Raw genomic sequence first — 12,390 nt, forward strand, 5'->3', positions numbered from 1 at the left:
CACAGGGGCGGCAGGCCCGGCAAATTCAACCAATCCATAAAAACAAATCGGTATCAACAAACTTGGCACACTATTGAGTTCTCAAACAACAGACACACCCGGCACCACCACAACCACTTTCAAGGCAGCGGCTCGCTCCGGAGCAACTTTCCAAACTTACCCGATCTTCCACCCCGACGCAAATCCATGTTCCAGGATCCACGCCGGCAGGAAAACCATCCCCACCCAAAACCGGCACGCTCAAAAGCGAACCATTTTCAGGCCGTTCATCAAGGGGGGTTGGCCGCTATCTTTCCGCATCAGCGGCGGCGACTCAGAAAACAATACACGCCCCACAACCCCACCGCAAATCGCCGCCCAGGGAGCTCAAATCCCGCGGAATGACGGGGCTGGACGGCCCGCAGGCCCACCCTGGCAGCCACCCGCCGTCGTAATTAACCTTTGTGTGCTGCAGCACAGCATGCGGTCCTGCTGCGCCTACTCCCCCAGCCCGGGATGCACAGGTACGAAATCAATCCTGTTGCCCGAGGCTTTCCGGGCAGCCGGCGTCCGGTCATAGCCCTTTGCGTCGTGGTTGTTCCCCGCACGGAATTCCGCGAGCGCGGCGTCGTAGGCCTCGTTGAGGGTGCGGCCGGAGAACTCACCTGTGCTGCCATCGGTGAACTCGATCCTGATGCGGACGCTGGCGGGATAGTGCCGGCTCATGCGGATGAAGCCGTCCGCGTCCTGCTTGAGAGTGATCAAAGGGTCCTGCTTTCGTTCGGGTCTTCCAGTGTCGCGTACATCGCATTACCCCGGAACCGGTTGCCGACCCGCCACCGCGGGAGCATAATCGTTAGCAGAACTAATTAGCAGTGCTAAGCATTATCGCCAGGAGGCGCACCCGCACCCATGACCGCCACCACAACGAAGAATCCGCCAGCAGAACCCGTCACGCCGGACACCCTGGCCATCGACCTCCGCACCGCCGTGATGCGCACATCCCGCCGGCTCCGCGTTGAGGCAACAGGTGAAGTTATCACCCCCGGCCAATACACAGTGCTGGCCGTCCTGAACAGCGACGGTCCCAGGACCCTGCGCGCACTTGCCGAAAGCGAGCACGTGCAGGCCCCGTCCATGACCCGCATCGTCAACGCCCTCGCCGACCAGGGCTTTGTCACCCGGTCCGCGCATCCGGACGACGGCCGCCAGGTCCAGGTGGATATCACTGCCGCCGGCAAGGACGTCCTGGCCGAAGCCCGCAGCCAGCGGACCGCCTGGCTGGCCCAGCGCGTGGCACGCCTCAGCGAGGAAGACCGTGCCATCCTCAGCCGCGCCGCCCACATCATGCAGGAGATGAGCGGCCGATGAGCGCCATGTTCCGCGCCCTCGAAAACCGCAACTACCGGATCTGGGCCGGCGGCGCACTGGTGTCCAACATCGGCACCTGGATGCAGCGGATCGCCCAGGACTGGCTGGTCCTGACCGTCCTCACCAACCACGACGGGGCCGCCGTCGGCATCACCACCGGCCTGCAGTTCCTGCCCATGCTGCTGCTTGGCCCCTACGGCGGCGTGCTGGCCGACCGTTACCGCAAACGCATCATCCTGCTCTGGACCCAGCTGGCCATGGGCCTGACCGGGCTGGCCATCGGACTCCTGGTGGTCACCGGCACCGCCGAGCTGTGGCACGCCTACCTGGCCGCCCTCTGCCTGGGCATCGCAAGTGCCATCGATGCCCCGGCGCGGCAGGCCTTCGTCTCCGAACTGGTGGGACAGGACAACATCTCCAACGCCGTCGCGCTGAACTCCGCGTCCTTCAACACCGCCCGGCTCACCGGCCCTGCCATCGCCGGCGTCCTCATCGCCTGGGTGGGCACCGGCCCGGTCTTCCTGCTCAACGCGGCCAGTTACGCCGCGGTCATCATCTCGCTGTTCCTTATCCGGACCTCCGAACTGGCTCCCGCCGCCCAGGCCGGGCGCGGCAAACACCAGGTGGCCGAGGGCATCAACTACGTGCGGGGCCGCCCCGACCTGATGCTGATCATGGTCCTGGTGGGCATCCTCGGCGCGTTCGGCATGAACTTTCCCATCACCAACGCGCTGATGGCCACCACGGAATTCGGCGTCGGGGCTGGCGAGTTCGGCCTCCTCGGTTCCATCATGGCCGTCGGCACTCTGGCCGGCGCCCTCCTCGCGGCGCGGCGGGCGGGCCCGCGGCTGCGGTTCCTCCTGGGCGGCGCGCTGGGCCTCGGTGCCTTCACGGTGCTGGGCAGCGTCTCGCCGTCGTTCTGGCTCTACGCCGCCGTGCTGATCCCGGTGGGCCTGGCGTCCATCACGTTCCTCAACAGCTGCAACACCAGCATCCAGCTCTCGGTGGAACCGCAGTTCCGCGGCCGCGTGCTGGCCCTGTACCTGGCCATCCTGCAGGGCGGAACCGCCGTGGGTGCGCCCCTGATGGGCTGGATCGGCAGTGAGTTCGGGGCGCGCTGGGCCGTAGCGTTCGGCGGCATCGTGGTCCTGCTCACCGGGCTGGCCGCCGTCATCGTGGTCAGCCGGCGGAGCCGGCTGACCTTCCGCGGCGCCCTCCGGGTCGCGTTCAAGGGGAAGCGCGAGCCCGCCGTCTAAGGCCCGCCATCCAAGGAACGTACGACGACGGCGGCCGGACGTCCGCCCTCTCGGCACCTTAGGCGGGGCTTGCTCCGAGTGGCGTGTGCCGCCGTCGAACGTTAACTACTTCCTGATCTCCGCCGTCCGCAGCCGGACGATCTCCTCCACGACGTCGTCCGGCAAGGGGTGCGCGGCCGTAAAACGGATGGTTCCCTTGGACAGGGAGAAGCCCTCGAGCCGGTGTGCAACCGCCTCCACGACGGCGGGCGAGAACGGGAAGATCGAGAGGTGCTTGGCGGCGGCAACCACTCCCACCAGGGGCTTTCCGTCCAGCTTCAGGGCGGGCATGCCGTAACTCATCCCCTCCGTAGTGTCCGGAGCCACCGCCCGGGCGATGCCCACCACGTGCTGCAGGCAGCCGCGGTCCGGCTCGGGCAGGTCTGCCAGCGAATCGTCAATGACGCCCACGGCCAGGCTCAGCTCTTTTTGGCGGCCACTGCGGAGGCCAGGGATTTGAGCCCGCGTTCGAAGTCCGAGCCCACCAGCTTGTCCATGTTCATGAAGAGGGCGAACAGCTTGGCCGCACCCTTGTTCTCGCCGGTCATCCGCCACGTGACTTCCGTGCCGCCCGGCGCCGGAGTAAAGGTGAACGACGTGGGGTTCAGCGCTTTGAAGGGTTTGGTGAACTGCAGCCGGACCTTGACCTCGTGTGCCGGCACGGACTCCACGATCTCCATGGTTCCGCTTCCGGCCTTGCGGTTGCCGCTCCATTCATAGCCCGCCCCCACGCCCGCGTCGGCGCCGAAGTACCGCCGGCTCATGCCGGGGTCCACGTTCTCCCAGGGGGACCAGGCCGTCCACTCGTGGAAGCTGTTGACCAGCGGAAAGATCTCTTCGGCAGAGGCAGGAATGACCGCGCTGCGGCGGACTTCATAAGTGGACATGGCCCCAGCTTAGGAGCCGGGGCCACCCCTGAACAGGCAACGCGGGGTCACTTTTCGCCCAATAATCACTCAAGTTTGGGCAAGGAGTGACTCCGCGTTGCTGTCAGCTGGAGGACGAATCCCCGAGCACCACGTTCACCGGGTCCTTGCCCTCAAGCAGCAGCCCGATCTGTTTCCGGATAAGCCGGACCATCCGCGGGAACATGGCGGAGCTGGCACCGCCCACGTGCGGGGTGATCAGCACGCCGGGGGTGGTCCACAGCGGGTGGCCTGCCGGCAGCGGCTCCGGGTCCGTGACGTCCAGGGCTGCACGGAGCCGGCCGGTGGAGGTCTCGGCCAGCAGCGCCTCGGTATCAGCGACCGGCCCGCGGGCCACGTTCACCAGCAGGGCACCGTCCGGCATCGCGGCCAGGAACTTCGCGTCCACCAGCTGCTGGGTCTCTTCGCTCAAGGGAACGCTGACCACCACAATCTCGTGGAGCGGCAGCTGCTCGTACAGCGCATCGATCCCGTGAATCGTCCCGTTGGAGTCTTCGCGCTCCCGGCTGGCCATCCGCGTCACCTCGGCTTCGAAGGGCAGCAGCCGCGCCTCGATGGCCTTGCCCACTCCCCCGTAGCCCACGAGCAGCACGCGCCGGTCGGCCAGGCTGGGCCGCTGGGTGTTGTCCCACGTTCCGCTGGCCTGGTTCCGGACGAAGTCCGGGATTCCCCGCTGGCTGGCGATCATCATGCCCAACGCAAGCTCCGCCGTCGATGTCTCGTGGACCCCCGCCGCGTTGGCGAAAACGCAACCGTCGGGCAGGACGTCCGCGACGCCGTCGTACCCGATCGACTGGCTCTGGACCAGCCCGACGTCCACGCCCTCGAGCGCGGCCAGCGTCGTCGTCTTTCCCATATAGCCCGGAACCAGCAGGTCGAGCCGGCCCTTGGGTGCCGGGCCGGTGAGGTCCCAGAGGACAAAGTCGACGCCGTCCATGGGCTCCAGCGCGTCCAGCAGTTTCTGGTCGGGCAGGCACACCCGCAGCCGGCCGGTCACGCCGCCACCATAATCATGTCCAGTGCGGGTCCAAAAACGTCCATGTCGCCTTCCCTTGGCTGCGAAGCCGGGCCTTTTCGCCACCGGCAATTACTTCCGCTACCAAACGTACTTTGTGCCCTGCAGGGGACGGTTGCCTTGCCCACTCTGCGGACGCGGGGAGGGCTTGTCATGTGTGTGACAGGCCCTCCGATCCTGTAAATTTAACGGAGGAATTGTCCGGCCAGCGAGCGGCGTTCCAACCCTCCCCCTTGAATGGATTCCTTCCCCATGTCTTCCGCGATTTCCGCGCCGGCGCCTGCCCGTTTCCCGTACGCCGCGATGGTTGTTTTGGCCACCATCGCCTTCACCGCCATCACCACCGAGCTCCTCCCGTCCGGGCTGCTGCCGCAGATCAGCGCCGGCCTGAACGTGTCCGAGCCGGTGGCCGGTTACCTGGCTGCCGCCTACGCCGCCGTCATTGTGGTGACGGTGGTTCCGGCTGCCCGACTGCTGGCCCGGATTCCCCGGCATGCACTCCTGGTTAGCCTTGTCCTGACATTCGCGGTCAGCAACGCCTGGGTGGGGCTCGCACCGGACTTTACGACGGCGATGATCGCCCGGCTGGTGGGCGGTCTGGCGCACGGGCTGCTGTGGACCACCATGGCCCCGTTCGTCACCAGGGTGGTCCCGCCGAACAAGGTGGGCAAAGCCCTGGCGATCGTGTTCAGCGGCAACAGCCTGGGCCTGGCCATCGGCGCGCCCGTAGGTACGGCACTGGGCGGGTTGCTCGGCTGGCGCGCGGCGTTCCTGGTGCTGGCCGGTTTCGGGCTGCTCCTGACGGTCCTGGCGTTTTTCCTCCTGCCGCGGGTGCAGCGCATTTCCGACGCCGTCCGCCCGTCGCTTCGCCGGGCGATCGCCGAGCCGGGCGTCAAGTCGGTGGCCATCGCCTGGCCGCTGCTGGTCCTGGCCCACTTCGCACTGTTCACCTACATCGCTCCGTTCATCCGCGAAGCGGCGCTGCCCGACTACGCCATCAGCTTCTCCCTCACCGTGCTGGGTGCCTCCGGCCTGCTGGGCATCTGGGTGGCGGGCCTCACGGTGGATTCGCATCCGCGCCGTTCGTTGCTGATCACGACGGCGGCCATCGCCCTGTCGATGTTCCTGTTGCCTCTCGCAGTGGGCAACCTTCCGGTGGCGCTGGCGCTGATGACGGTCTGGGGTGCGGGCCTGGGCGCGATCGGCATTTACAACCAGTCCGCCATCCTGCGCGCGGGCGGGGAATACCGGGAGGCAGCCAACGGCCTCACCGTGCTCACCATCCAGCTGGGCATCACCATCGGTGCACTGTACGGCTCGGCTGCGCTGGTGACCGGCGGGGCGCTGCTGGTCCCCGTTGCGGCTGCCTTGCCGGTTGTCGCCGCGCTGGTGATCACCCTGGCGGGCAAGAAGTACGCGTACCCGCCGGGTCCGCGGGAGCGGGTCTGGCTGGAGCCGCGGCCCGTGAAGGAGCCGGTGAACTAACCCCAGGCACAGCTCCAGGCGGAACGTCTTGACCGAAGAAGTGACAAATTAGTCAAAAGATTCTCGTCAACCCGTAACCTTCATGACCCGAATTTCGATTCATAAGGTGCGGGGGGAAAACCGCAAGTTGATCGCAATCCATAAAATTCGTCAACGGAGGATCAGATGTCTTTCTTCACATATTCCGGCAACAAGCTCGCAGTAACCGTGCTCGCCGCAGGAGCATTGGTGGTGGGCGGTACGGGTGTCGCGGCTATCGCAGAATCGCACTCCGACAGTCCTGGAGTGGTGGCCGAATCACCGTTGCCGAGCCCCACAGTCACGGAGACGGCGTCTCCGGAGCCCAGCCCCACGGCAACCGAAACCGACGCTCCGGAGCCCAGCCCCACAGCCACCGAAACAGAGTCCCCGGAGCCTACTCCAACGGAAACTGAAACGGCTTCGCCGAGCCCGTCCCCCACAGAGACTGAGGAGCCGGACGAGTCTCCCACCTCTGTTCCAGTGGGACCCGACGCCACTGGCCCGGCAGCGGTGGGCCTCTGCAACGCCTACTCCAACGGCGGCCTGAACTCCACCTCCACCGCGTACGCAGCATTGGCGGAGGCTGCCGGCGGTGAGAGCGGCATCGTCTCGTACTGCGCCACTGTTTCCGCTCCGGAGGACGAGGCGGACGGCACCGGAGAAACCCCTGAGGGCGATGCCGTCGAGGAGCCGGTGGAACAGCAGCAGGTGAAGGAGCAGCCGGCAAAGGGCCAGCGCCACGGCCCGGCGGCCGGCTCCAACGGCGCTGGACAGCAGTCCAACAACGCAGCCAAGAACTCCGCCGCCCACCCCGGCGGCGGACAGCGGTAGCCTGTCAGCAGGAACGGCATCCGGCGCCGGGACAAATTGCTTGTCCCGGCCCGGAGCCATCCCCACGGTGCCCGCAAGGGCATCTGCCGCAGGGGGGCGGATGCACAAGGTCAAACATGAGGCAGCGACGCCCGGTCAGGCCGACCAGGGCATCTTTTGTGATGCCTACCGCGAGTTTTCGCCCGCAATCCTCAACTACCTGCGTGCACGCGACGTGGAAGATCCGGAGGGGATGACCCAGGAAGTTTTCCTGGCCCTGTACCCGCAGCTTCCGGAGGTGCACGGCGGCCTGAAGGGCATCAAGTCACTGGCCTTTTCGATCGCCCACGCCCGCTATGTGGATGAGCACCGGCGCAGGCTGAAGACTCCTCCCACCACCGGCTACGACGCCGACGCCGATCCGCGGTGCTGCGATTCGGCTGAGGACCAATTGCTGGAGGCGGAAGGTTCGGCTCAGGTGATGGCACTGCTCGGGACCCTGCAGCACGACCAGCAGGAGGTCATCGCGCTGAGGATCGTCGCGGACCTGTCCGTCGAAACAACGGCGGAAATCATGGGCAAGACTCCCGGAGCCATCAAGCAGCTGCAGCGCCGGGCCCTTTGCCGGCTCCGGAAACTCCGTCCCTCATTGAGAGAAGAGCAGTCATGACCAGTAAAGAGCCCGTAGCCAGCAAAGACACGAAGCAGCAGGCGCGCAGGCTCGACGACGAGCGCTATGTGGATGAACTGCTTGCGGAGTCTGACGTGGCGGCCGACGCCGGGTTGCGGCAGATGTTGCTCCGGCTGAGGGAGTTCCGGGTTACCGAAGTCCCGCCCCCGTCGGCCGAGGTTGCCGCGCTGATGGGGTGGCCGGGGGCGTCGGACGGGAGTCCCGCCAGCGTGAACCCAAGTGCCGTGGTCAGCCTCGAGGACTGGTCCCGCAGGTCCAGGAAAAAGCGGGTTGCCTTCACCACGCTTGCCGTGGCGGCGTCGCTGGGGATCGCCGGCGGCGCGGCGGCCGGGAATGACACCCTGCGGCGCGGGGCTGAAGGAACCATCAGCACCATTGTCCGGTCCTTCTCCCCTCCTGCCCCGGCATCCCCGGCACCCGCCGTCCCATCCGGGGCACCCGGCCCGACACCCGCCGTCGTCCCTTCTCCTGCTGTAACGGCGCCACCCGTGGTGACCGTTCCCGCTGTCCCGGCGCCCGCACCTGCTCCTGATTCGGCCCCGGCTCCTGCCAAGGAGCCGCCTGCGGGCAAAGGGCAGGACCCGGCTGGGGCACCACGTGTCCCTGGCTGGGCATCGCCCGCCGATGGCGGGACGGTGGCTCCTGCCGAGATTCCACAAAGCGGGAAGGAGCCTGCCGTACCGCCTGCCTCCCGGCCGGCCGCGGTGCCGCCGTGGGCAGGGCAGCCATCGGCCGGCGTAACGGAAGCCGGGAAGGCTGGAAAGGCGGCGGTTAACGGGCAGGGGGCGCCCAACCCAGCTGACCAGGCAGAGGGTGCTGGCAAGAGGACGCCAGCCCGCTGATCCGCGCGATGGCCTGATTCGCTTCCCGTTTGGACGGATCCCCGCACACTTGACGTCCGGCAACATCAGCGGCGCAGGGAACCGTCGGATCGGGCTGACACGCCACCGCCGCCGAAGATTTCAGCAGTCCGCAGCGTCTTGATAGACGTTAAAGGATGCTAGACCTACTTCATCCCGCCATGCCCTTCATCGCCGTGACCCTGGCGGTGGCCGCAGGACTGGTTCTGTCCTGGCTGCTGCGCAAGCTGGTCCTCCGGCTGAATCGCAACCGCCCCGAACTGCAGGCAACATCACGGGTGGCGCGCCAGCCCCTGCGGCTGGCGCTCTGCCTGATCGGCGTCCGCGCAGCGCTGGGGCTGACGGCCTCCGCCGAAAGCTGGCATGCCGCCGTCGACCATCTGCTGCTGATAGCCCTCATCGGTTCCCTCGCCTGGCTGGCCATTGCCGTGCTGCTGATCGTGGAAGCGGTGGTGCTGAACCGGCACAGCGTGGACGTGGCGGACAACCGGCGGGCCCGGCGGCTGCGCACCCAGATGATCCTGGCCCGGCGGATCGGAGCGGCCCTGGTGGTGGTGCTCGCCGTCGGCTCGGTCATGCTGACGTTCCCGGCCATCCAGGCGTTGGGTGCCGGCTTGCTCGCGTCCGCCGGCGTCATCTCGATCGTCGCGGGCCTGGCGGCGCAGACATCCCTGGTGAACGTGTTCGCCGGGATGCAGCTCGCCTTTACGGACGCCATCCGCGTGGACGACGTGGTGGTGGTCCAGAAGGAATGGGGCCGGATCGAGGAAATCACCCTCACCTACGTGGTGGTCCACATCTGGGACGACCGCCGCCTGATCCTGCCCTCGACGTACTTCACCACCACCCCGTTCGAGAACTGGACCCGCCGGCAGTCCGAGGTGATGGGCACGGTGGAGTTCGACCTCGACTGGCGTGCCCCGGTGGAGGACATGCGCGCCGAGCTGCGCCGCGTCCTGGCCGGCACCGAACTGTGGGACGAGCGCGTGGGCGTCCTGCAGATCACCGACGCCACCGGAGGCTTCGTACGGGTCCGGATCCTGGTCAGCGCCGCGGACAGCGCCGCGCTCTTCGACCTGCGCTGCCTCATCCGCGAGGCCATGGTCACCTTCCTGCAGCAGGGCCACCCGCAGGCCCTGCCCCACCAGCGCTGGGAACACACGGCGTCCGACGCCGGCGCCTCCGTCCAGCGCAAGGCACCCCTGCGCGGGCTGGGTTCGCCCGCCGCCAGCGGTGCCCGGCCGCCTGCCGACCCCCACGAATCCCAGCTCTTCACCGGCTCCATCGAGGCCGTGGAGCGTTCCCGCGCCTTCACAGGCCCCGGCGACGAGGTGTTTGAGGACCGGGACAAGAACCTGGCATCCAGAAACTAAAACCCTTGATATGTGACTATATGGTCACCTATCATGGGAAGCATGGATGACGTGTTCAAGGCACTCTCCGACCCCACCCGGCGGGACCTGCTCGATGAGCTGTTCCGCGAGGACGGCCAGACCCTGAGTGCACTCGAGGCACGTTTCGACATGACCCGGTTCGGGATCGCCAAGCACCTCCGCCTTCTGGAGGATGCAGGCCTGGTGGTGACCCGCCGTCGGGGGCGGGAAAAACTGCACTTCCTGAACCCGGTACCCATCCGGCTGGTCCACGACCGCTGGGTCAGCAAATACGCAGAACCATGGGCCGCTGGCCTCAGCGACCTCAAATCCAGATTGGAAAGTCCCATGGAAAAGATCTTCGAAATCTACATCAAGACCACTCCGGAACGGCTCTGGGAAGCCATTACGGACAGCAACATCCGCAGCAAGTACCAGTTCGGGAACACCATCGAAACGGACTGGACCCCGGGCAGCAGCTTCACCATGAACAACGTCAAGGCCGGCGCACCCCTGGGCGAAGGTGAAAACCTGGAAGTGGACCCGCCGCGCCGGCTCGTCCAGACCATGCGCGCCCTGTGGGGTGAGGACGTCAAGGCCGAAGGCACATCGAAAATCACCTGGGACATCGAACCCGTGGGCGACTCCTGCCGCCTCACCGTCACCCACAGCGACCTCCGCGAAGGCGCCAACGAGCAGCTCTACGGTGGCTGGCCCATGATCCTCTCCGGCCTCAAGACGTGGCTTGAGACCGGCGAGAAGCTGACCACGCCCGGCTCGCTGATGTACACCTGACTCCGGTGCCCCCGATTCGCAATCCCCATCGATTGCTCCGTAATTGCCGTTTGGGGGTGTCAAAACGGCGTTTGCGGAGCAATCGATGAGGTGTTTTCGAGGCCAGGCCTAGCAGCTGGTACGGGGGCGGGCGGCTATCCGGCTGACGGCCGGTTCCGGCCGTCCCAACCCCGGTGCCGCAGGTTGCGGGTGGCCACCAGCGAGCCGCCGATGAACAGCACACCCAGCACCACCGTGGCGACGCCCACGTAGAACCAGCCGCCCTGGCCAAAGATCATCACCGCCACGCCCAGCAGGCACAGGCCTTTCGCGGTGATATCGAGGTACAGCTGCACCTTCGGGTTGCCCATACCTCCACGATAAACCCGCCGGCTGCCCCCTGTCCGGGGCGGCCGGACGATGAAGCTACTGTTCGTGCTGCCGCCACAGCAGACTCACGCCAAGCGTCACAACGCACAGGACCAGCATGGCCAGGACCATCCGCGCCCAGCTTCCCTGGTCCACACCGCCGCTGGCAAAGACGCCGATCATCACGGTGGCTGTGATGGCACCGACATACCGGCAGGTCTGGTAAATGCCCGCCGCGACGCCGCGTTCCTGCGGGCGGGTGGAGACGAACATCCCCTGATTGGAGGCGATGCCCACCGTTCCGTATGGGATCCCCATCAGCGCGGTCAGCACCACCACCAGCGGGATGGCCAGCGACCCGGTCAACAGCCACATCAGGGCGGCCACCGCGGTCAGCAGGACGACGCCGGCGAGCAGCACGCGCCGCACCCCGAACCGTCCCATCGCGCGGACGGCCCATGGCGTGGCCACCACGGACATGGCGGCGAGCGGTAGCATCAGCAGGCCCACCACGCCGGGGTTATAGCCGCCGGCTTCCTGCAGCAGCTGGGGCAGGCCGAAGAACACAAAGTAGTAGACGCTGCTGAAGACCGCGAAGCCCAGGTACACCAGCATCAGCGGCCTGTTCCGCCCCAGCAGCCGCAGGTCCAGGAACGGCCGGTTGAACCGCAGCTCCCGCCAGGCGAACAGCACGGCAATTCCGGTGCCAGCGGCCAGCATCCACCAGCGGTAGTCCGGTGTGACGTTGAGCGCGGCCATCATCACCAGCAGGAGTGCGGCGACGAACGCCAGGATCCCGGGAATGTCAGAGTCCCGCAGCAGGTCCGCAACGCTCCCCCGTTCGCGGGCTTCGTCCGGCGGGGCCGCCTGCCGCACGATGAGCAGCGCGGCCAGCGCCAGCGGGACGTTGATGAGGAAGAGCGCCTCCCAGCCCACCAGGCTTACGAGCAGTCCGCCGACGACGGGCCCGACGGCGGCTGCCGACGTGTTGGCCATCTGGAGCCGTCCCAGCGGACGGGCCGCCTCCACCCCGGCGCGGTGGGCAATGGCACCCACCATCACCACGGCACTGGGATACGCGGTGGCCGTTCCCAGCGCCATCACCGCCCGCGCCACGCAGAGCAGGGCAAAGTTCGGGGCCAGCGGGGCGAGCGCGCAGGTGAGGGCCACCAGCGCCATACCGAGCATGAACATCCGCCGGGGCCCGAACCGGTCGGCGAGCCTGCCCATCACCGGCTGGCCCGCGGCGGAGGCGAGGTAGAAGGAGGTGACCACCCAGGTGACCGCGGCAACGTCGAGCCCAAAGTCGGCGCGGAGGACCACCAGCGCCACGGCGATCATCGAGGAGTTCAAGGGGTTCAGTGCCGTGCCCAGGCTGAGTCCGGCGACGGCCAGGCCAGTCCGGGGTTTGTTGCTCACGG

At 67.0% G+C, this 12,390-nt stretch carries 14 protein-coding genes; 8 read left to right on the forward strand and 6 right to left on the reverse strand.

Going from position 1 to position 12,390, the window contains the following annotated elements; genetic code table 11:
• Positions 1-477 precede the first annotated feature (477 nt).
• Complete coding sequence (locus tag AC5RWA_RS17865) at positions 478-744, reverse strand: hypothetical protein (protein ID WP_494058531.1); 267 nt, start codon at positions 742-744, stop codon at positions 478-480.
• A 147-nt stretch (positions 745-891) separates the two neighbouring features.
• Between AC5RWA_RS17865 and AC5RWA_RS17870 the strand changes: the two genes are divergently transcribed.
• Both AC5RWA_RS17870 and AC5RWA_RS17875 read left to right on the forward strand, forming a co-directional pair.
• On the forward strand, positions 892-1,350 hold the full coding sequence (locus AC5RWA_RS17870; protein WP_115524291.1) for a MarR family winged helix-turn-helix transcriptional regulator: 459 nt from the start codon (positions 892-894) through the stop codon (positions 1,348-1,350).
• Complete coding sequence (locus AC5RWA_RS17875; protein WP_494058532.1) at positions 1,347-2,606, forward strand: MFS transporter; 1,260 nt, start codon at positions 1,347-1,349, stop codon at positions 2,604-2,606. Before AC5RWA_RS17870 ends, AC5RWA_RS17875 begins: the two co-directional genes overlap by 4 nt.
• 105 nt (positions 2,607-2,711) lie before the next feature.
• On the opposite strand, the gene AC5RWA_RS17880 is transcribed toward AC5RWA_RS17875, so the two are convergent.
• From AC5RWA_RS17880 to AC5RWA_RS17890, 3 genes are all read right to left on the reverse strand, one after another.
• Positions 2,712-3,056, reverse strand: coding sequence for an iron chaperone (locus tag AC5RWA_RS17880; protein ID WP_494058533.1), 345 nt, complete (start codon positions 3,054-3,056; stop codon positions 2,712-2,714).
• Positions 3,057-3,064: 8 nt separating this feature from the next.
• Positions 3,065-3,532 carry an SRPBCC family protein gene (locus AC5RWA_RS17885; RefSeq protein WP_494058534.1) on the reverse strand — a complete coding sequence of 156 codons (468 nt, stop codon included), beginning with the start codon at positions 3,530-3,532 and terminating at the stop codon, positions 3,065-3,067.
• Between the two features lie 103 nt (positions 3,533-3,635).
• Positions 3,636-4,568 carry a 2-hydroxyacid dehydrogenase gene (locus AC5RWA_RS17890; protein WP_494058535.1) on the reverse strand — a complete coding sequence of 311 codons (933 nt, stop codon included), beginning with the start codon at positions 4,566-4,568 and terminating at the stop codon, positions 3,636-3,638.
• 270 nt (positions 4,569-4,838) lie between these two features.
• On the opposite strand from AC5RWA_RS17890, the gene AC5RWA_RS17895 reads away from it, so the two are divergent.
• From AC5RWA_RS17895 to AC5RWA_RS17920, 6 genes are all read left to right on the forward strand, one after another.
• Positions 4,839-6,071 (forward strand): MFS transporter, encoded by a 1,233-nt coding sequence (locus AC5RWA_RS17895; RefSeq protein WP_494058536.1) that lies wholly within the window; start codon positions 4,839-4,841, stop codon positions 6,069-6,071.
• A gap of 165 nt (positions 6,072-6,236) precedes the next feature.
• Positions 6,237-6,923, forward strand: a complete 687-nt coding sequence (locus AC5RWA_RS17900; RefSeq protein WP_494058537.1) for a hypothetical protein — start codon at positions 6,237-6,239, stop codon at positions 6,921-6,923.
• A gap of 100 nt (positions 6,924-7,023) precedes the next feature.
• Positions 7,024-7,572, forward strand: a complete 549-nt coding sequence (locus tag AC5RWA_RS17905; RefSeq protein WP_079599072.1) for an RNA polymerase sigma factor — start codon at positions 7,024-7,026, stop codon at positions 7,570-7,572.
• Positions 7,569-8,435, forward strand: coding sequence for a hypothetical protein (locus tag AC5RWA_RS17910; protein ID WP_494058538.1), 867 nt, complete (start codon positions 7,569-7,571; stop codon positions 8,433-8,435). The genes AC5RWA_RS17905 and AC5RWA_RS17910 overlap by 4 nt, the downstream gene beginning before the upstream one ends.
• Before the next feature lie 179 nt (positions 8,436-8,614).
• Positions 8,615-9,826, forward strand: coding sequence for a mechanosensitive ion channel family protein (locus AC5RWA_RS17915; protein WP_494058636.1), 1,212 nt, complete (start codon positions 8,615-8,617; stop codon positions 9,824-9,826).
• 42 nt (positions 9,827-9,868) lie between these two features.
• The gene (locus AC5RWA_RS17920) at positions 9,869-10,621 is read left to right on the forward strand and encodes an ArsR/SmtB family transcription factor (protein WP_079599075.1); all 753 of its coding nucleotides are present in this window, start codon (positions 9,869-9,871) and stop codon (positions 10,619-10,621) included.
• Positions 10,622-10,755: 134 nt separating this feature from the next.
• Here the strand turns inward: AC5RWA_RS17920 and AC5RWA_RS17925 are convergent, their stop codons facing one another.
• Positions 10,756-10,971 carry a hypothetical protein gene (locus AC5RWA_RS17925; RefSeq protein WP_494058539.1) on the reverse strand — a complete coding sequence of 72 codons (216 nt, stop codon included), beginning with the start codon at positions 10,969-10,971 and terminating at the stop codon, positions 10,756-10,758.
• A 55-nt stretch (positions 10,972-11,026) separates the two neighbouring features.
• Entirely contained in the window at positions 11,027-12,388 is a 1,362-nt protein-coding gene (locus AC5RWA_RS17930; RefSeq protein ID WP_494058540.1) for an MFS transporter, read from the reverse strand.
• Positions 12,389-12,390 lie beyond the last annotated feature (2 nt).

This window comes from Arthrobacter sp. 210 2 (assembly GCF_059093025.1).